The organism is Rhodothermales bacterium (assembly GCA_039944855.1).
Lineage (GTDB): Bacteria > Bacteroidota > Rhodothermia > Rhodothermales > JANQRZ01 > JBBSMX01.
In genome coordinates this window covers 416,518-434,996 of record JBDUXZ010000005.1, presented here as the reverse complement: position 1 = coordinate 434,996, position 18,479 = coordinate 416,518, and the positions used below count along the sequence as shown (strand labels likewise).

Sequence of the window (18,479 nt, the reverse complement as noted above, 5' to 3'; positions counted from 1 at the left end):
TTCCCGCCCGCTCCACTGCCCCCCGCGTCGCCCCATGATGATCCCCGAGGACAAGGTCGAAGAGGTCAAGGCCGCCACCGATATCGTGGACGTGGTGAGCGACTACGTCCGCCTCAAAAAGGCCGGGACCAACTTCAAAGGCCTCTGCCCGTTCCACAACGAGAAGACCCCGTCGTTCAACGTGAACCCGGGGATGGGCATCTTCAAGTGCTTCGGGTGCGGCGAGGGCGGCGACGCGATCTCGTTCGTGATGAAGGTTGAGGGGCTCGGGTTCACCGAGACCGTGCGGATGCTCGCCGAGCAGGCCGGGATCGAGCTGCCGGCGGAGGGCGCGCGGGACCCGCACAGCGACGAGAAAGAGGCTATCCACCACGCGCTCCGGTTCGCCGCGCGGTGGTACTACCAGCAGCTCACCCAGTCCGACGAGGGCAAGCGCCGCGGGCTCGCCTACTTCGAGAGCCGGGGCCTGAGCCCGGAGACGATTAAGAAGTTCGGGCTCGGCTTCGCGCCGGGCGCGTGGGACGGCCTGCTCTCGGCGGCGACGGCGGCGCAGGTCAGCTCCGATATCCTCGACAAAGCCGGGCTCATCCTCCCGAACAAGAACGGCGACGGGTTCCACGACCGCTTCCGCGAGCGGGCGATGTTTCCGATCCTCTCGCACGTCGGCAAGGTCCTCGGCTTCGGCGGGCGCGTGCTCCCCGACAGCACCCCGCCGACGGGCGACTACGTCCCGCCGAAGTACATCAATTCGCCCGAGACGCGGGTGTATTCCAAAGGCCGCGTGCTCTACGGGCTGTTTCAGGGCAAGCAGGCGGTCCGCGCCGAGGAGGAGGTGATCCTCGTCGAGGGCTACACGGACGTGATCTCGCTGTATCAGGCCGGCGTGAAGAACGTCGTGGCGTCGAGCGGGACGGCGCTGACGCCGGAGCAGGTCCGCGCGCTCGGCCGCTACGCCAAACGCGTCCTCCTCCTCTACGACGCCGACTCGGCCGGGGCCGCCGCTGCGCTCCGCGGTATCGACCTGATCCTGCGCGAAGGGCTCGCGGCTTACGTGGTGTCGCTGCCCGACGGGGCGGACCCGGACTCGTTCGTGCAGAAGTTCGGCGGCGAGGCGTTCCGGGCCTACCTCCAGAAAGAGCGGCAGAGCTTCGTCCATTTCAAAGTGGCGGCGGCGCGGCGGACCGGCGCGCTCAGTACACCAGAGGGGCAGGCCGAGACGGCGCGCTCGGTGCTCGACACGATCGCGCAGATCCCGGACACCGTCGCGCAGGACGGCTACATCCGCGTCGCGGCGGGCGAGCTCGGCGTGCCCGACATCCACCTCCGGATGCAGTTCCGCGACGTGCTGAAGAAGGGGGGCGAGGCGCGGCCCGCGCCGCGCCGCGAGATGCCGCCGCTGCCGGAGAGCGAGTTCGAGCCTTCGGCGGGCCCGGCGCCCGTGCCCGAGACGTTCGAGATGAAGCCCGAGGAGGGCGCGCTCCTCCGGCTAATGCTGGAGCAGGGGCGGCCGATGGTCGAGCACGTCCTCGGCCACATGGCCCTCGACGAGTTCTCGCCCGGCCCCGTCCGCCGCACCGTCGAGCAGCTCCTCGCCCAATATCAAGAGGGGCAGATCGACGCCGAGGCGTTCACAGGCGGGCAGTTCGGGCCGGTCGTGCAGCAGGTCACGGCCGGCGTGCTCGTGGACCGTCACGTGACGTCGGACAACTACGCGCGGAAGGGGATCCGCGTGCCCGAGATGAACGCCGAGCCGTACGAGGCGGCGGCGAGCGCGATGACGCTTCTCAAGCTCGACCGCGTCAACGAGGCCATCGCCCTCGCCAACCGGAGGACGTACGCGGCCGAGCAGGCGGGCGAGGACCTCACCCCGCTCCAGCAGCAGATGCAGGAGTTGCAGCGGCTCCGGATGCAGATCGAGCGCCGCGAGTTCTTCGAGTGGGGAGCGGAAGAGGGGAAGTCGGGGTGATCGGGAGTGAAAGCGATCAAGTTAGCCCGCCTGTCGCGCTCCGCGCCGTAGGGGCGCAAGGCTTGCGCCCTGGTCGGGGTGGGTACGCTGTGGGGGACGGCATGGCCGGGATCGGCACCGTAATGGCCTGTCGGAATCCGTCCGTGCGGCCGGCACCGCGTGGGGGTTCGGACGTATGTTGCGCTCTCCGCCTCCTCTTCCGCTGCGATCATGTCTAAAAAAGCTGAGCCCGTCAAAGAACCGGCCGCCCTCAAATCCGGTGTCGAGCCCAAGAACGAAGCGGTGGAGGGGGAGGACGCGCCGGGCGGGGATGGCTCGGCGACACTCGCCGCCGATCCCGCCGCCGAGCAACGCCCGCATGCGGACCGGCCGCAGGTGGTGCCCGCTCGGCCGGAGTGGGGCTTCGCCGTGCCGCGCGCCGTGGACCCGCAACCCGTCGACGCCGATACCGACCTCTCCGACCCCGCGCTCTACTTCAACCGCGAGTTGAGCTGGCTCGACTTCAACGCCCGCGTGCTCGCCCAGGCCCTCGACGAGCGGACGCCGATGCTGGAGCAGGTCCGATTCCTCGCCATCACAGCCAACAACCTCGACGAGTTCTACCGCAAGCGCATCGGCGGGCTGAAGCGGCAGGAGGCGGCCGGCGTCGTGAGCCTCTCGCCCGACGGCCGCACCCCGGCCGAGCAGCTCGCCCTCGTTCGTCGCGCGATCATCCCGATGTACGAGACGATCACGCAGACGTGGGAAGAAGGGCTCCGCCCGAAGCTCGAACGCGCGGGCGTCGTCGTGCGCGACTACGACGACCTCGACGGTGCGCAGCGGAAGGCGCTGGACGCCTACTTCCACACCCACATCTTCCCGATCCTCACCCCGCTCGCCGTCGACCCGGGGCACCCGTTCCCGTTCATCTCCAACCTCTCGCTCTCGCTCGCGGTGATGCTCCGGCACCCGGCGCGCGGGACCGAGCACTTCGCCCGGCTGAAGGTCCCGATCTCGCGCGGCCGTTGGATCTCGATCCCCGGCGAGGTCCACCACTTCGTCCCCGTCGAGCAGATCATCCGCGCGAACGTGGGCGAACTGTTCCGGGGGATGGAGGTCGTCGCCGTCAGCGCCTTCCGCATCACGCGCAACGCCGATGTGCGGCGCAACGAGGAGGAGGCCGACGACCTCCTCGCGATGATCTCCGACGAGGTGCGCGAGCGGCGCTTCGCCGACGTGGTCCGTCTCGAGATCGAGCAGGACATGCCCGCCGCCGTGCGCCGCCTGCTCGTCCGCGAGCTGGAGCTGGAGGACGAGGACGTCTACGTCTCCGACGGCCTCCTCGAACTCGCCGACCTCACGGACCTCGCCGACCTCCCGCTCCCGCAACACCAATACCCGCGCTGGGAGCCCATCGTCCCGATCCGGCTCCGGCACGAGGGCGAGAGCGAGGACAAGGCCGACATCTTCGCCGTCGTCCGCCACCGCGACCTCCTCGTGCACCACCCCTACGAGTCGTTCTCGGCGTCCACGCTCCGCTTCGTGGAGGAGGCCGCGCTCGACCCCAACGTGCTCGCCATCAAGCTGACGCTCTACCGCACGAGCAAGGACTCGCCGATCGTGGCGGCGCTCCGGCGCGCGGCCGAGGCGGGCAAGCAGGTCGCCGCCCTCATCGAACTCAAGGCGCGCTTCGACGAGGAGCGCAACATCGAGATGGCACAGGCGCTCGAGAAGGCGGGTGTCCACGTCACGTACGGCCTCGTCGGCCTGAAGACGCACGCGAAGACCACGCTCGTCGTGCGCGAGGAGGCGGGCGGGCTCTGCACCTACAGCCACATCTCGACGGGGAACTACAACCCGACGACGGCCCGCTTCTACACCGACCTCGGCCTGCTGACGGCGAACCGCGAGATCGGCTCCGACCTCGTCAACCTCTTCCATTACCTCACGGGGTACGCGCCGGAGCAGCGCTACCAGAAGCTGCTCGTCGCCCCGCGCGACCTCCGCCCGGCCTTCCTCCGCCTCATCGACCGGGAGATGGAGCACCAGCGGGGGAGCGGCAACGGCCGGATCATCTGCAAGATGAACGCGATCGACGACCCGGTGATGATCCGGAAGCTCTACGAGGCGTCGCAGGCCGGGGTGAGCATCTCGCTCATCATCCGCGGGCACAGCCGGCTGCGGCCGGGCATCCCGGGCATCTCCGAGAACATCGAGGTCATCTCGATCGTCGGCCGGTTCCTGGAGCACAGCCGGATCTACTACTTCGGCAACAACGGGACGCCGGAGGCGCTGATCGGGAGCGCGGACTGGCAACGGCGCAACTTGGAAGAGCGTGTCGAGGTCGTCGTGCCGATCGAAGACGACAAGGTGCGGGAGCGGCTCAAGCGCACGCTGAAGTTCTCGATGAAGGACAACCGCCTCGCGTGGGACCTCAGCGGCGACGGGCTTTATCAACAGCGCACGCCGCAGGACGGCGAGCCGGCCCGCGCGTTCCACGATGTGCTGATGGGCCGTGCCCTCCGCCGCTCCGTCGAAGAAGACCTGCCGTGGGACATCTGACGGTCAGCGCCCCGTCGCGCCAGCAGGAAACGAACGAGGCCGCGCCGACTGATCGGCGCGGCCTCACTCGTTGCGGAGGGAGAGGTCAGGGCGTCGCCGCCGCGTTCCCGTCGGAGGGGGCGGCGCGCGAGGCGAGCACGTTCGCCACAGCGCCCGAGAGGTCGCGGAAGGCCTGCGTCATCCACGTCCGGCGGTGGATCGTGATGATCTTGGCCTGCGCCCGGCGGTACTGCGTCGGGTTCTCCTCGGCGAGCTCCTGCATCTTCGTGTAGAGCGCCCCGAGCTTCCGCTGGTTCGACCCGGTGAACCCGAACTGGGCGATGTCGTCCACGAGCTGCGTGTAGGCGCGGTCGTACGGCGTCTGGTCGCCGTTGCGGGCCGGGTCGGCGAAGGCCGTCTCGTCGAAGCGGAAGAGGGCGTCGTCGTTGAGGACGTCCGTCCCGATGCGGTTGAGCACGTCGGAGGCGCCGTAGGGGAGGAAGAACCGGACGCGGTCGCCGCCCGAGGTGGCGGTGAAGGTGACGTTCCCGGCGGCCGGCACGCTCACCGGCCCGTCCCCGGTCGAGGCCGGGAGGTCGATGTGGGGATTGAGCAAGCGGAACCGCTCGTAGAGGTTGCCGCTCGTGACGTCGTAGCCCCAGTCGAGGCGGGCGTCGTGGGGCTGGAGGGCGTTGAGGAGGGCTTCGAGCGTGATGGACGCGCCCGGGTCGACGCTCACGAACTCGGCGCGGATCGTCTCCGAAGGGTCGATCTCTTTGTCCTCAACGGCGCGGAGGGAGCCGTACGCCTGGAGGACATATGCCCGCGAGTGCGGCCCGAACGAGGACTGCTTTCGAACGCGCTCGAAGCCGTCGGTCACGCCCCACATGTAGGCGTCGATGACGTTCTTGTCGCTGATGTTGGCGTTGCCGGCGTTCGCGCGGAGGTAGGTCTGGTAGAGGTGGAAGATGTTGCCCGGCCCGGTGTGGTAGGCCGAGATGCCGGGGATCTCGTGCCCGACCGAGTTAGCGTAGCCGCGGACGAGGAGGAACGCCGACTGCATCGAGAGGAGCGGGCTGAGCTCCTCGCGCACCTGCACCGTCCCGCCCGGCGAGGAGAGCGTGTACGAGTTGATGTCGAAGAGCTCGAGGATGTCGGGCATCATCTGGTACCGGCTCCGCGCGCCGACTGGCGACACCATCCAGTCCTGATTGAACGTCTCGACCGTCCCGATCTCGGTCATCAGCAGGCTCAGGCCGAGCTGCCGCGCGTAGCGGATCTCATACTCGATCGTGCGGAGCTCGCGGTCGCGGGCCTCGGCGACCTGGTTGGCGCGGCCCCACCGGATCGCCACGTTCGGCTTGGGGATGCCCCGCGCGGCCCACTTCCGCACGAGGGTGTTCGTCGCGTCCCGCCGCAGCCGGTCGACCTGGTCCCAGTTCGCGTTGCCCGTCTCCTCGTACCGGTCTCGCTGCGCGGCGAGGGTGAACACCTCCAGCGTCTTCCCCGTCCGGTTGTCGAGCACGCGGATCGAGAAGTTGTCGTCGACGCCCTGGCGCTTCGTGTAGATGTCGAGCTGGGCGCGGAAGTCGTCGAGGGTGACGTCGCTCTGCGCGGGGTCCGGGGCCTCGATGAACGCGTTCGACAGGTACGAGGCGTAGAGGCGGTCGGGGTGGACGTCGAGGGCGGTGAGGGTGAACGGCGAATTCGGGATCAGCGGGGCCTCCTCCGGTGCCGCCGCACTGTCCGCCGCCGCCGTCTCGTCCGCGGTCGGGATTGGGGCTACCTGGGCGACGAGGTCGCTCCGGGTCGCCACGAAGACGAACAGGCCGAAGGCGACGATGAGGAGGAACGCGAGCCACTCGATGCGGCGGGCGCTCGGGTCCGTGAGGTAGTCGGAGAGGGAGCGCTTCGGGCGGGGCTCGGGGGACGTGTCAGGCATGGGGGCGGGCTGGAGAGGTGGGCCGGAGGAGGAACGGGGGGCGCGAGGGAGTTAGTGCATGGGGCCGTCTACCGCAAGACGTAGCAACAACAATTATTGGGCAACAACAATTATTGGGCCGCGGACCGCCGGTCACGCGCTCGGTCGACGAGGTGGCGGAAGAGCGGGGCCATGGCCTCGCCCATCCGCTCGGGGTGCCACTGCACGCCGAGGACCACGCCGTCCTCGCTCTCCACGGCTTCGACGACGCCGTCGGGCGCCCGTGCGGCGACGCGGAAGCCGCGGCCGGGAGCGTCGATGGCTTGGATGTGGCGCGTGTTCACGGTGAACTGGTCTCGGTGGAGCACCCGGTGGAGGTGGGTGCCGGGTTCGACGGCGACGGGGTGATCGGAGGCGCCGCGCTTCTGGCTGTGCGCGGCCGAACCGTCGAACTGAGCTTGGACATCGGCGTAGAGCGTTCCGCCGGCCGCCGCATTGGCGAGTTGCATGCCGTAGCAAATGCCCAGGACGGGACGCTGCGCCGCCAGAAAAGCGTTGAGCATATGAGTATCAGACGCCAAACGGGCAGGATCTGTTTCTTCGATGTCGTCGGGGAGGGCGCCGTTCAGGCCCTGTACGATGGCCGGGCCGCCGGTGATGACGAGGCCGTCGAGGAGGGCGGCCACGGCGTTAGCCGCCTCTTCCGACTCGACCATCGGCACGATGAGTGGAAGCCCGCCCGCCCGCTCCACGGCGAGGACGTAGCGGCGGTCGAGCCGCTGCTCGCCGTCGTTCAGGGAGGTCGTGATGCCGATGTGGGGGCGAGGAGGCATGGGTGGAGGAAGGTACTTCGAGTATCAGTTTAAGAAAACGGCTCGCGGACCGGCGGGGTAAGGCAAAAAAAACCCCTATCGCCCGGATACGTCGCCGAGGGTCAAGCGCCGAGCGTCGGTTGTCTGAGCGGGGGCGAGCCCGAGCAGGCACGACCCTTCAAGCCGGAACGCATCGGTGACGCCGTCGAGGGCACCGTCGTCGAGGAGGTCGTAGAGCACGTGGCGGATCGTGCGGTTGCGGTACTGCCGGCTGCTCGTGGAAGCACCGTGGACGATGGTAACGCGGCTCCGCCCACGCTCGGCGGCGAGGCGGACCGTCCGCCGGATGAGCCGCTCGGCGTCGTCCACCGTCGTGCCGTGGAGGTCGAGCGTGACGGTGTGGCCGTCGTCGAGCAGGCGGGGGAGCATGGGATCGGGGGAAGGTGGAGGGCGTGAGTCGGAAACTACGCGAGGGGATCTGCTCGGGCTGTAGGTCGGTAGGAAGAGGGCCTCTCTCTCCCTCTCCTCTCCTCTCCTCCGTCCCCATGCCTTCGCTCCGTGAATCGATCGACCTCCTCAAGCAGACCGGCAAGGAAATCGGCGAGGACAACTGCACGAGCATGAGCGCGGCGATCGCGTACTACACGCTGTTCTCGCTGCCGCCGCTCCTCGTCATCCTCGTCGGCATCGCCGGGGCTGTCTTCGGCGCCGACGCCGTGCAGGAGCAGCTCACGGGGCAGGTCGGCGGGCTCGTCGGCGAGAGCGGGGCGGCGGAGGTTCAGACGATGATCGAGAACGCGGGCGATCTCGGCGGCGGCTCGATCATCGGCAAAGTGCTCGGCCTGCTCGCGCTCGTCTTCGGCGCGACGGGCGCGTTCGCCCAGCTCCAGCAGTCGCTCAACCGCGCGTGGGAAGTCCGGCCCGACCCCGACAGCAGCGGGCTCAAGAACATGATCACGAAGCGCGTCCTCTCGTTCGGGATGGTGCTGACGATCGCGTTCCTCCTCGTCGTGTCGCTCGCGGCGAGCGCGCTGATGTCGGGCCTCTTCACGGTGATGGAGTCGGTGCTCGGGCCGGCCGGGGCTCCGCTCGCGTGGGTCGGCGAACTCGTGCTGAGCCTCGGGATCTTCACCCTCCTCTTCGCCGCCATCTTCCGGGTGCTCCCCGACGCCGAGGTCGCGTGGCGCGACGTGTGGGTGGGGGCGTTCGCGACGGCCGTCCTCTTCGTCGTCGGCAAGTTCCTCATCGGGTTCTACCTCGGCCGCTCGAACCCCGGCGAGGCGTTCGGCGCGGCGGGCTCCGTCGTCGTCATCCTCGTGTGGATCTACTACACGGCTCTGATCCTCCTCGCCGGGGCCGAGTTCACCCAGCTCTGGGCGAAGCGCTACGGCTCGCAGATCGAGCCCGCCGACGACGCCGTCCGCGTGATCGAAGAGGAGCGAGTCGTGGACGAGGACGCGCCGCGCAGTGCGGACGACGAGCGAGACGAGCGTCCTGCGGGGGCGGTGCCGCACCCCTACGCCGAGCCGCGTGAGCCGGAGCCGCGCTCGGGATGGAATCCAGAGGCGTAGGCCGGCTTCGTCAGCCGTCGGTGACGATCTCGTGCCCTGCTTCTTTCCATCCTCGGAAGCCGCCGTCCATCGAGATCACGTTCGTGTAGCCCATCTGCTGGAGCGATTCGGCGGAGAGGACAGAGCGGTAGCCGCCGCCGCAATAGAGCACGATCTCGGCGTCGAGGTCGGGGATGGCGGCTTCGATGTCGCGCTCGATGACGCCCCGGCCGAGGTGCCGAGCGCCGGGGAGGTGGCCGCCCGCCCACTCACTCTCCTCGCGTACGTCCACGAGGTGGAAGGCGTCGCCCCGTCCGAGGCGGGCGTGAACGGTTGGAACGTCGGTCTCCCGAACGCGGGCGCGGGTTTCGTTGACGAGGTGGTTGAAGCGGGCGGAGTGACGGCTCATCGCAGATGGGGGAGGGGAGGAGTATCGGAGGTGCCGACGATGTCGCCTTCACCTGTCGCTGGAATCACTGCCCGTTGTCGCGTTCGCCAGAAAGCGTGACGACGAGCCGGCGCGGGCCGCCGTCCTCGCGGTGCTCGCCGAGCGTGAGCCCCTGCCACGTCCCGAGCGCGAGGCGGCCGTCGCGGATCGGCACGGTGACGCTGCTCCCGAAGAGCGACGCCTTCACGTGCGCCGGCATGTCGTCCGGCCCTTCGACGGTGTGCGCGAAGTACGGCGTGTCGTCGGGGACGGCGTCGCGGACGTAGCGCTCGAGGTCGGCGCGGACGGCGGGCGAGGCGTTCTCGTTCAGTGTGAGCGACGCCGAGGTGTGCTGGATGAACACGTGCGCGACGCCGACGCGGAACCTGCTCAGCTCGGGGAGCTGCCGGAGCACCTCGTCGGTCACGAGGTGAAAGCCGCGCGGGCGGGCCGCGAGCGTGATCTGTTTCTGAACCCAGGCCATGAACGCGGAGGTCAGAGGCCGGCGCCGACGTTCTCGAGCGCGCGGACCTCGACGGGGGCGGCCTGCGCGCTCGCCCCGGCCTCGTCGCGGACGAACTGCCGGTAGTGGTCGTAGCGGTCGAGGATGAGCTCGACGTACGTCACGGGCTCGAGCCCGCGGGCGAAGCCGTACTTCACGACGGGGTCGTTGTAGACGCTGGCCTTCGACTTCTGGAGGAGCCAGTACGCCACCTCTTCCCAGATCGTGTCGTCGCCGCCGTTCTTGGCCGTGAGGCGGCGGGCGTCCTCGACGTGTCCGTGGCCCGTGTTGTACGAGGCGAGGATGAACTTCCGCTTCTCGTCGGGGTCGGCGATCTTGTCGTCCCAGTAGTTCGTGAGCCACTGGAGGAAGCGGACGGCCCCGGCCACATTGTCTTCGGGGTCGTACACGTCGGTGACGCCGAACTCGCGCGCCGTCGGCGGCATGAGCTGGAGAAGGCCCGCGGCGCCGGCCCACGAACGGGCTCGCGGTAGGAACCGGCTTTCCTGATAGGCCTGCGAGGCCAGCAGCAGCCAGTCCCAGCCGAGCGTGTCGGCCCCGGCGCGGAAGAGGTCGTCGTAGTCGGAGAGGCGGCCGGTGTCCCCGGTGAGGTAGTCGCTCTCGGCCCGCTCGCGGTAGCCCTTGCGGTCGACGTAGTACTTCCGAAAGAGGTTGCCGGCGAGGCCGGGGTTGTCCGCGACGAAAGTGTTGAGTTCCTCGAGGAGCACGGGCGCGTTCAGGCGCACGGCCCACGCCACCTCGACAGGCTCGCCCAGTTGCGGACGCGCGACGATGTTCGTGAAGTAGCTCTCCTTCAGCTGCGCCAGCTCCTCCGACGACACGGTGAGGTCGATGGCCCCGGTCGCGACGCCGCGGATGAGTCGCTCCACCGACACGTCGCCGCCGACCTCGACGACCTCGATGTCGCCGGTGATCTCGTCGGAGAGTTCGAGCAGGCGCTCGGCGTAGCCCGAACTGCCGGGGACGTGGACGGTCTCGCCGGCCAGCCCGCTCGGCTTCGTGATGAGCTTGGCGTCGATTTGGACCTCTTCGGGGAGGTCCTCTGCGGCGAACCGGTCTACAGCGAGCGTGGTGTCGAACGCTTCCTCGCCTTCCTCGATCACCTCCTCGACGGAGTCCGGGAGGTCCGGGGCCGCCGCGCGCTGCACCACGACGGGGTCCGTACGGTAGAGCGCTTCCGTGAACGCGATGTACGCGCTGTCGGCCACGCTCGGCACCACGCGCGCCGCGACCACGTCGCCCGCCCCCTCGTTGAGGAGGATGAACAGGCTGTCCACGTCGCTCACGACGCGCATCTTCAGGACGAGGTCGTGCTCCTCGGCGAACATCTTCAGCAGCTCGTATTCGTAGCCGAGGGGCTGCCCGCGGTAGAGGAAGTACGACGTGGAATTGTACGTCGTAAGGGCGATGAGCGTGTCGCGCTCGGCGATCGCGGCGAAGTCGCGCTCGATCGGCGGAGGGAACTCGTCGACGAGCCCTTCGCAGCCGGCGAGCAGCAGGAGGGCGAAGAGGGCGGGAGCGAACAAGCGGAGGACGGGCATGCAGGAGAAGTGATGAGCGAGACGACGTGCGAAAGAAGAGAGCGCGGTGCGGGCGGTGCGGAACAGCACCGCAGTCATAGCCCTGCGCTAATCAGGTTGTACCGGCAGAGGCCGCCGCACGTTTCATCGCCTCCCGGAGTGCGGGCATCGCGGCCTCGGCGGCCCGCTCGCCGGCCTCGATCAGCAACTCCGCCCGCGTGAACCCGGCGAGCAGCGTCACGTCGGCCGGGAGGGCGGGGCGGATGATGACGTCCGGCTTCGACTGCGCGAGGTTGCACTCCGTCAGCGCGGCGATCGCGACGAACATCGCCTGCCACACGTCGCGGACGCCCGACGGCATGAGCGGGACTTCGAGCGGCTCCACGCGCGGCGGCTCGTCGAGCTGGTTTTCGCGGAAGAACGGGAGCACGTCGACGGCCAGCACCACGTCGGCGCCGAGGGCGCGGGCGAGGTCGGCGGGGACGTTGTTGAGGATGCCGCCGTCGGCGAGCCGGTAGCCGCCGATGTCGACGGGCGCGAAGACGCCGGGGATCGACATCGTGGCGCGCATCGCGGGGACGACGCGGCCCGTGTCGAGGACGACCTCGCGCCCCGTGTTGAGGTCGGACGCGGCGAGGGCGAGGGGCCGGCGGAGGTCGGCGAACGTCAGGTCGGCGCCCATCACGCCGTCGAGGTACGACTCGAAGCGCTTGCCGGAGAGGAGGGCCTGGAACGTGGGCACCCAGTCGGCGAGCTTGAGGAGCTGGCTTCGCCGGGCGAGGCTGAGCACCTCCTCTTCGATCCCGCGGACGGGGAAGCCGGCGGCGAACGCGGCCCCGATCAGCCCGCCCATGCTGGCGCCCGCCACCACGCCCACGTCGATCCGCTCGCGGTCCAGCACTTTCAGCACGCCGACGTGCGAGAGCCCGCGGGCGCCGCCGCCGCCGAGGGCGAGTCCGAGCGTGGGGCGGGCGGGGGCGGATTCCATGAGCGGAGCGAGGCGAGAGGAGGGGATCGATACCGCAGGGCGGCGCTACGGTTTCGCCCTCACGATGCCATCAGGAACTGCAGGCTGTCGCCGGGCGCGTGCTCCGTCGGCTCCTGCTGCCCGAGGAACACCCGTGCAGGCGCGTCGCCGAGGAGCGTCAGCCGGTCGCCCTCGACGCGCAGGGTCGTCCCTTCGGGGAGGCCGACGACGGGCATGGTGGGGTTGGCGACACAGAACTCGGCGATGCGTTCCGACCGCGTCTCGCCCTGGTGTCCGGGCGGGTGCGCGTCGGTGAAGTGCGGGTTGATCTGAAAGGGGATGAGCCCGAGGGCGTCGAAGCTCGGCGGCTCGACGATCGGCATGTCGTTCGTCGTGCAGATCGTCGGGCAGGCGAGGTTGGAGCCCGCGCTCCAGCCGACGTATGGGACGCCTTCGTTGACGCGCGCCCGGATGCGGGCGAGGAGGCCGCGCTGGGCCGTCTCGCGCAGGAGGTGAAACGTGTTCCCCCCGCCGACGGCGATCGCGTCGGCCTCGTCCACGGCCCGCGCCGCGTCGTCGGCTTCGTGGATCGGGTCGACGGCATAGCCCGCCGGTTCGAACGCGGCGCTGACGTTCGCGGCGTAGTCGTCGTACGAGATCCGCACGCCCGCGTAGGGCACGAACAGCACGCGCTTCCGCTCGGAGCCGAGGAAATCGCGGAGCGTGTCGGTGGCGTGTTCGAGGTAGCCCTGCCCGGCGTTACGCGAGTTGCTGAGCAGGAGAAGACGACGGTGCGGGCTGGACGAGTAGACGGTCACGGGACAGAGGGATCGGAGGTCGGGATGCGAACGGTAAAGCTACGGCACGCCTCCCCGTGGAACCCGTAGAGACGCAGCACGCTGCGTCTTCCGCAGGATGCCGCCGCGCTGGCCCGACGGTAGCGACGCAACATGTTGCGTCGCTACGGCGAGGTGCTTGCCGTCACCGCGCAGGCTTCGTCGCGTTCTGCTGCCCGACGCCCGGCAGCGTGCGGAACCGGACGGGCCGGCGCGGGGCGAGGCCCGCCGCCCGCTGCCAGGCGGCCAGCTCCTCGAACGTCCGCGTGCCCGCCGCGCTCGTGAGCGCGAAGTAGAGGTCGGCGAGCGCGCCGAGTTGGCCGGCGGCCTCGGGCTCGGCGGAGCGCATCACCTCTTGGATGACGAGCACGCCGCCCGGCCGCAGTGCATCGGCGAACCGCTGGACGAGCGCCCGCCCCGTCGCGTCGTCGAAGTGGTGGATGAACTGGCCGACGAAGACGACGTCGTACGCCTCGGCGCCGAGGTCGTCGTGGAGGGCGTCGCCGGCGCGGTGGCTGACGCGGGGAGCGTCGGCTTCGGCGAGGAGCGAGGCGGACGCGGCGACGGCGTCGGGCAGGTCGAGCACGACGGCGCGGAGGGCGGGATACCGTTCGCAGAAGCCGACGGAGAACGCGCCGTGCGCGCCGCCCACGTCGAGGAGGGCGCGGGCGCCGTCGGGCACGGGCGCGCGGCGGATGGTCTCGGGCACGGCGAGTCGGGCGAGCGCTCGCATCCCACGCTGGTAGAGGTCCCACTCCGAGGTCGTCATCGCCGCGTGAAAATCGAGCGGCTCGCCGCGCGCCACGAAGTCGTCGAGTCGGGCGATCCAGTCCCACTCGAGCCGGCGGAAGCGGATGCTGTCGCAGAGGGAATGCGGGCTCGCTTCGAGCAGCCACTTCCGGGCGGACAGCGTGAGCGCGTAGCCGCCGGGTCGCCGGAGGTAGCCCGCGCCGACGAGTGCGTCCAAGAGCGTCGCCGTCGCGCCGGGGTGCGTGCCACAGACGGCGGCCACGGCCTCGGCCGAGCGCGGTCCGTCGGCGAGGGCTTCGAAGACGCCGCGCTCCGTCGCCACCATCAGGGCGCGGGCGAGGAGCAGCGTCGGGTGCGTGTGGAGGAACGGCGTCGGCACGAGGCCGAGCCGGAGCGCGGCCCGCTCGGCGAGGCTGTCGGGGAGGAGGCCGAGGCGCACGCCGCTACCGCGTCAGGGTGAGCATCCGCGACACCGTCCCCGATGCCGTCTCGACGCGGACGACATAGCTCCCGCTCGCGAGCCCGCGCGTCGACAGCGCGAGCGTATGCTCGCCGGCCGCCCGCCGGCCGTCGACGAGTGTCTCGACGAGCCGGCCCCGCGCGTCGAACACACGCACGAGCACGTCGCTCGGCGTGGCCACCGCGAACCGCACCGTCGCCGATTCGTGCGTGGGATTGGGGAAGAGCGCGACGGAGAAATCGGCGGCGGGCGTGGCCTCGGCGTTCGTCGTCGCGCCGGGGTTCTCGTAGAAATAGAGCCGGTCGTCGCCCTCGTCGATCCCGGTCACGTCGAGGTCGCCGTCGTTGTCGCGGTCGTGGAAGACGGCGCACGAGCCGTTGCCGGAGACGGAGAACGCGACGGGGTCGGCGAAGGCGCCCGCGCCGTGGTTCTCGTAGAGGTGGAAGTTGCGGCTCGAATAGTTGCTCGCGAGCATGTCGAGGTCGCCGTCGCCGTCGAGGTCGCCGAGGTCGATGGCGACGCTGAGGCGGCCGAAGGGGTAGAGTACGGGCTCGCTGAGCCCGCCCGCGCCGTCGCCGAAGGTGACCGAAACGTTGTCGGAGAACGAGCCCGCCGCCACCACGTCTACGGCCCCGTCGCCGTCGATATCTCCGGCCGCGAGCATCCACGGCGACGTCTCGGCCTCGACCGTCGCGGCGACGGCGAGCCCGCCCGCCCCGTCGCCGAGGAGGAGCACGATCTCGCCGCTGTTGACCGCGCCGACGAAGAGGTCGGTGATGCCGTCGCCGTTCGCGTCAGCGGCGGCGCAGGCCGTCTCGCCGTCCGCGCCCGTCTCGATCACCGTCGGCGGCCGGAACGTCCCATCGCCGAGGCCGCGCAGGAGCGTCACGTTCGAGGCCGACCGGTTCGCCGTGGCGATATCGTCGTGGCCGTCGCCGTCGAGGTCGAGCACGCAGACGCCGCGGACGGAGTTGCCCGCGCGGTAGCTCGCCGCGTCGAGGAAGCCGCCGTCGCCGTCGCCGAGCATCACACTCACGCGGTCGTTCCCGATGTTGCCGACGGCGATATCGACGAGCCCGTCCTCGTTGAAGTCGCCGCCCTCGTTCGTGCTCGGGACGGAGCCGTTGGGGAGCGCGTGGACGACAAACGTGTCGTACTGCCCGGCCCCGTCGTTCAGGAACACGCGGAGGTCGTTCGCGGCCTCGTTCGGGATCGCGAGGTCGCTCCAGCCGTCGTCGTTGAGGTCGCCCGCGTAAGCGCCGTAGGAGATGATCGATCCCTCGCCCGGCCGCCGCGTCGACATCTGCCCCACTTCGGTGATGGCGAGCGAGGCGGGCGCGGCGCTCGCCCAGAATCCCCACGCGAAGCCCGTCGCGAGCGCCGCGCCGTCGCCGTCCCGGATCCCCCGCGAGAGCGCGACCGTCACCGCTTCGCCTGCGAAGAACGGCGCGTCGGGCACGAAGCGGAGCGTCGCGCCGTCCACCGAGAGCGTCCCCGCCGCCGGGCCCGACCACCGCCCGAACACCCGCACCGTCGCCGCCGTCACCGTCGCCGGATCGAGCGTCCGGTCGAACACGACCTCGACTGGCGCCGAGCGGTCCGCCGCGATGGCATGCGCCGCCGGTGAGGCGGATACGACGACGGGCTGCGCCGACGCGGCGAGCGGGGCGAGACAGAGCGCGAGCGCGAGCGCGAGCGTGGAGCGGAGCATCGGATCGGGGGGTAGGGGAGAAGGAACGCTACCGGGCTTGGCCGGACGGCATGATGAGCACTTCGCTCACGTCCACGTGCGGGGGCGCTTCGAGGGTGTGGAGGATCGAGCGGGCGATGTCGTCGGCTTCGAGGAACTGGACGCCGTCGAACAGGCCGGCCGTGTCCCGCATCAGCTCCTCGTCCGTGATGCCCTGGCCCAACTCCGTGGCAACGGCGCCCGGCTCGATGCAGGTGACGCGGATGCCGAACGTCGGCGTCAGTTCCTGTCGCATCCCCTCGGAGATCGCGCGGACGGCGAACTTCGTCCCACAGTACACCGCGCCGCCGGGGAACAGGCTCCGCCCCGCCACCGACGAGACGTTGACGACGAACCCGCTCCGCTGCGCCATCATCGTTGGCAGCACGGCGGCGATGCCGTGTAGCACCCCGTTCACGTTGACGTCGACCATCTTCAGCCACTCGTCGACGTGCATGTTCTTGAGGTACGAGAGCGGCATCACGCCCGCGTTGTTGACGAGCACGTCGATGGCACCGAACGCCTCCTTCGCGCGGTCGGCGAGGCGCTGGACGGCGGCGCGGTCGGTCACATCGGTGGCGACGACGAGGGCGCGGCCCCCGTCGGCTTCGATCTCGTCGCGGAGGGCGTGGAGGCGGTCCTCGCGGCGGGCGGCGAGGGCGACGGACGCCCCGGCGCGGGCGAGGGCGCGGGCCGTGGCGGCACCGATGCCACTGGAGGCTCCGGTGACGATAGCGGCTTTTCCTTCGAGGGCGGACATGGGAGAGCGGGAAGAGGGGACGGGAGGCACCGCGAAGGTACGGTGCCGGCGACCTCACCACCCTCCTCTTCCGCCCATCTAGCAGGCTGGACTATTAGATGCCGAACTACTTGATAAACCGGATCGTGGCCGGGTAGCGGTACATCTCGCCGTCCCGCGCTTTCATCGCGGCGATAATCGGGAAGACCACCATCGCGATCGCCACGATCCCGAGCAGCACGAAGCCGATGAGGAAGACGATCAGCACGGCCGAGACGATCGCCGCGAGGAACATCGAGAGCTGGAAGTTGACCGCCTCCTTGCCATGCTCGTCGATGAACGGGTCCTCGTCGCGCTTGAGGAACCACACGACGAGCGGGCCGAGGAGGAAGCCGATCCCGTTGCCGAGGAGCCCGACGAGGGCGCTGAGGTGGAGGAGCGAGGCCGTTTTGCAGGCTTCGTCGGAGAGGGCCGGGTGGAGCGTGTCGTTCATGGCTGCGTGGGTGAGGTGAACAGGTACGGGCGTCTACGGGAGGACGGGCGTAGAGTTTAGCGTGGCCTCGAATTGTGCGAGGTGCGTATCATGTGCCACCTACTCTCCCTTCCCCATCAAGCAGAGGCAGTTCTCATGGCACAGACCGTGTATCACGTCGTCCCGAGCGGCGACGAGTGGGCCGTCAAGAAGCAGGGCTCCGAGCAGGCGTCGCGCGTGGCGGGCACGCAGAAAGAAGCCGTCCAGTACGCCGAGACGTTCGCGCGGAAGCAGGCGCCGAGCCGCGTCGTGATCCACGGCGAGGACGGGCAGATCGAGGCGCAGCACTCGTTCGACAAGGGGACGGCGCCGGAGAGCCACTGGCTGACCGTCGTGACCTCGCCGCCCGTGCTCACCGGGCTCGCCCTCGCGCTCGGTGTCACCGGCGTCGTGTGGTTCCTCAAGAGCCGCGACTGACGGCGGCACCGGTCCGGGCCGGGGCGGTCAGGCCGCGCCGGGCAGCACGGCCGCGTCCGCCTCGGCCTGCTCGATCATCGCCTCGGCGAGCTCGTCGCCGAGGTAGCGATCGATCACCCAGTGCGCCGCATAAATCAGCGGCGTGATGGCGACGGCGATGACGAGCTTGTACGAGTAGTTGAAGAGCGTGATCGCGACGATCTCGCCGAGCGCGAGCTGGCCGGCGAAGGCGACCGTCAGCACGATCGCCGTGTCGAGGAACTGCGAGCCGAAGGTGGAGCCCGTCGCGCGGAGCCAGAGGTGGCGGCCCTGCGTCAGCCGCCGCAGCCAGTGGAAGAGCGTGATGTCGGCGAGCTGCCCGACGAGGTAGGCCACGAGGCTGCCGAGGATGATCCGCCCCGTTGCGCCGAAGACGAGGTCGAACGCCTCGGCGGGTACGGGCGAGATGCCCGCCGTGGGGACCGCCATCGCCGCCTGCAAGAGCGCGAACTCGAACACGATCATCGCCATCCCGACGAACGTGACGAAGCGGATGCCCGCCTTGCCGTAGTACTCGTTGAGCAGGTCCGTCACGATGAACGTGACCGGGAAGGCGATGACGCCCGCCGTCATGATGACGGATGTGAACTCGAGGCCGAGGATGGTGATGGGGACGGGGAGGGCGAACGCGGTGAAGAACTTGCTCGCCGTCGCCTCGGCGATCACGAGCGCCGTGATGAAGATGGCGGCGCAGACGACGTAGAGCTTCTGCGGGCGGGAGAGGACGTAGGGCTGGCGGATCATCCGGGCGAGGTCAGGGCGAATCGCCCG

Annotated in this window: 17 protein-coding genes; 4 read left to right on the top strand and 13 right to left on the bottom strand. The window is 69.8% G+C overall.

Annotated features, from left to right (window positions below; genetic code table 11):
* Nucleotides 1-34: 34 nt before the first annotated feature.
* Nucleotides 35-1,966, top strand: a complete 1,932-nt coding sequence (dnaG, locus tag ABJF88_04405; protein MEP0546150.1) for a DNA primase — start codon at nt 35-37, stop codon at nt 1,964-1,966.
* Nucleotides 1,967-2,176: 210 nt separating this feature from the next.
* Nucleotides 2,177-4,507 (top strand): polyphosphate kinase 1, encoded by a 2,331-nt coding sequence (ppk1, locus tag ABJF88_04400; protein ID MEP0546149.1) that lies wholly within the window; start codon nt 2,177-2,179, stop codon nt 4,505-4,507.
* A gap of 85 nt (nt 4,508-4,592) precedes the next feature.
* Here the strand turns inward: ppk1 and ABJF88_04395 are convergent, their stop codons facing one another.
* From ABJF88_04395 to ABJF88_04385, 3 genes are all read right to left on the bottom strand, one after another.
* Complete coding sequence (locus ABJF88_04395) at nt 4,593-6,428, bottom strand: hypothetical protein (protein ID MEP0546148.1); 1,836 nt, start codon at nt 6,426-6,428, stop codon at nt 4,593-4,595.
* Nucleotides 6,429-6,538: 110 nt separating this feature from the next.
* On the bottom strand, nt 6,539-7,240 hold the full coding sequence (locus ABJF88_04390) for a gamma-glutamyl-gamma-aminobutyrate hydrolase family protein (GenBank protein MEP0546147.1): 702 nt from the start codon (nt 7,238-7,240) through the stop codon (nt 6,539-6,541).
* 75 nt (nt 7,241-7,315) lie between these two features.
* Nucleotides 7,316-7,648: a Smr/MutS family protein gene (locus tag ABJF88_04385; GenBank protein MEP0546146.1), complete on the bottom strand. Its 333-nt coding sequence runs from the start codon at nt 7,646-7,648 to the stop codon at nt 7,316-7,318.
* 116 nt (nt 7,649-7,764) lie between these two features.
* Here ABJF88_04385 and ABJF88_04380 point away from each other — a divergent pair, with 116 nt between their 5' ends.
* Nucleotides 7,765-8,790: a YihY/virulence factor BrkB family protein gene (locus ABJF88_04380; protein MEP0546145.1), complete on the top strand. Its 1,026-nt coding sequence runs from the start codon at nt 7,765-7,767 to the stop codon at nt 8,788-8,790.
* 10 nt (nt 8,791-8,800) lie between these two features.
* Here ABJF88_04380 and ABJF88_04375 read toward each other — a convergent pair whose 3' ends face one another.
* The 9 genes from ABJF88_04375 to ABJF88_04335 all read right to left on the bottom strand — a co-directional run bounded on the left by ABJF88_04375 (nt 8,801) and on the right by ABJF88_04335 (nt 17,213).
* Nucleotides 8,801-9,178: a rhodanese-like domain-containing protein gene (locus ABJF88_04375; GenBank protein ID MEP0546144.1), complete on the bottom strand. Its 378-nt coding sequence runs from the start codon at nt 9,176-9,178 to the stop codon at nt 8,801-8,803.
* Between the two features lie 64 nt (nt 9,179-9,242).
* On the bottom strand, nt 9,243-9,680 hold the full coding sequence (locus ABJF88_04370) for a secondary thiamine-phosphate synthase enzyme YjbQ (GenBank protein MEP0546143.1): 438 nt from the start codon (nt 9,678-9,680) through the stop codon (nt 9,243-9,245).
* Between the two features lie 11 nt (nt 9,681-9,691).
* Nucleotides 9,692-11,260: a transglycosylase SLT domain-containing protein gene (locus ABJF88_04365; GenBank protein ID MEP0546142.1), complete on the bottom strand. Its 1,569-nt coding sequence runs from the start codon at nt 11,258-11,260 to the stop codon at nt 9,692-9,694.
* A gap of 91 nt (nt 11,261-11,351) precedes the next feature.
* Nucleotides 11,352-12,227: a patatin-like phospholipase family protein gene (locus ABJF88_04360; protein ID MEP0546141.1), complete on the bottom strand. Its 876-nt coding sequence runs from the start codon at nt 12,225-12,227 to the stop codon at nt 11,352-11,354.
* Between the two features lie 59 nt (nt 12,228-12,286).
* Nucleotides 12,287-13,024 (bottom strand): dipeptidase PepE, encoded by a 738-nt coding sequence (gene pepE / locus ABJF88_04355; protein MEP0546140.1) that lies wholly within the window; start codon nt 13,022-13,024, stop codon nt 12,287-12,289.
* 163 nt (nt 13,025-13,187) lie between these two features.
* Nucleotides 13,188-14,231 carry a methyltransferase gene (locus tag ABJF88_04350; protein MEP0546139.1) on the bottom strand — a complete coding sequence of 348 codons (1,044 nt, stop codon included), beginning with the start codon at nt 14,229-14,231 and terminating at the stop codon, nt 13,188-13,190.
* Nucleotides 14,232-14,235: 4 nt separating this feature from the next.
* On the bottom strand, nt 14,236-15,963 hold the full coding sequence (locus ABJF88_04345) for an FG-GAP-like repeat-containing protein (protein MEP0546138.1): 1,728 nt from the start codon (nt 15,961-15,963) through the stop codon (nt 14,236-14,238).
* A 28-nt stretch (nt 15,964-15,991) separates the two neighbouring features.
* On the bottom strand, nt 15,992-16,741 hold the full coding sequence (locus ABJF88_04340; GenBank protein MEP0546137.1) for an SDR family oxidoreductase: 750 nt from the start codon (nt 16,739-16,741) through the stop codon (nt 15,992-15,994).
* A gap of 106 nt (nt 16,742-16,847) precedes the next feature.
* Complete coding sequence (locus ABJF88_04335; protein ID MEP0546136.1) at nt 16,848-17,213, bottom strand: DUF4870 domain-containing protein; 366 nt, start codon at nt 17,211-17,213, stop codon at nt 16,848-16,850.
* 135 nt (nt 17,214-17,348) lie between these two features.
* On the opposite strand from ABJF88_04335, the gene ABJF88_04330 reads away from it, so the two are divergent.
* Nucleotides 17,349-17,669: a DUF2188 domain-containing protein gene (locus ABJF88_04330; GenBank protein ID MEP0546135.1), complete on the top strand. Its 321-nt coding sequence runs from the start codon at nt 17,349-17,351 to the stop codon at nt 17,667-17,669.
* A gap of 27 nt (nt 17,670-17,696) precedes the next feature.
* Here the strand turns inward: ABJF88_04330 and ABJF88_04325 are convergent, their stop codons facing one another.
* Nucleotides 17,697-18,452, bottom strand: coding sequence for a queuosine precursor transporter (locus ABJF88_04325; GenBank protein MEP0546134.1), 756 nt, complete (start codon nt 18,450-18,452; stop codon nt 17,697-17,699).
* Nucleotides 18,453-18,479 lie beyond the last annotated feature (27 nt).

Coding starts and splice junctions, on each gene's coding strand:
- dnaG (MEP0546150.1), top strand. CDS start 35: ATGATGATCCCCGAGGACAAGGTCGAAGAGGTCAAGGCCGCCACCGAT.
- ppk1 (MEP0546149.1), top strand. CDS start 2,177: ATGTCTAAAAAAGCTGAGCCCGTCAAAGAACCGGCCGCCCTCAAATCC.
- ABJF88_04395 (MEP0546148.1), bottom strand. CDS start 6,428: ATGCCTGACACGTCCCCCGAGCCCCGCCCGAAGCGCTCCCTCTCCGAC.
- ABJF88_04390 (MEP0546147.1), bottom strand. CDS start 7,240: ATGCCTCCTCGCCCCCACATCGGCATCACGACCTCCCTGAACGACGGC.
- ABJF88_04385 (MEP0546146.1), bottom strand. CDS start 7,648: ATGCTCCCCCGCCTGCTCGACGACGGCCACACCGTCACGCTCGACCTC.
- ABJF88_04380 (MEP0546145.1), top strand. CDS start 7,765: ATGCCTTCGCTCCGTGAATCGATCGACCTCCTCAAGCAGACCGGCAAG.
- ABJF88_04375 (MEP0546144.1), bottom strand. CDS start 9,178: ATGAGCCGTCACTCCGCCCGCTTCAACCACCTCGTCAACGAAACCCGC.
- ABJF88_04370 (MEP0546143.1), bottom strand. CDS start 9,680: ATGGCCTGGGTTCAGAAACAGATCACGCTCGCGGCCCGCCCGCGCGGC.
- ABJF88_04365 (MEP0546142.1), bottom strand. CDS start 11,260: ATGCCCGTCCTCCGCTTGTTCGCTCCCGCCCTCTTCGCCCTCCTGCTG.
- ABJF88_04360 (MEP0546141.1), bottom strand. CDS start 12,227: ATGGAATCCGCCCCCGCCCGCCCCACGCTCGGACTCGCCCTCGGCGGC.
- ABJF88_04345 (MEP0546138.1), bottom strand. CDS start 15,963: ATGCTCCGCTCCACGCTCGCGCTCGCGCTCGCGCTCTGTCTCGCCCCG.
- ABJF88_04340 (MEP0546137.1), bottom strand. CDS start 16,741: ATGTCCGCCCTCGAAGGAAAAGCCGCTATCGTCACCGGAGCCTCCAGT.
- ABJF88_04335 (MEP0546136.1), bottom strand. CDS start 17,213: ATGAACGACACGCTCCACCCGGCCCTCTCCGACGAAGCCTGCAAAACG.
- ABJF88_04330 (MEP0546135.1), top strand. CDS start 17,349: ATGGCACAGACCGTGTATCACGTCGTCCCGAGCGGCGACGAGTGGGCC.
- ABJF88_04325 (MEP0546134.1), bottom strand. CDS start 18,452: ATGATCCGCCAGCCCTACGTCCTCTCCCGCCCGCAGAAGCTCTACGTC.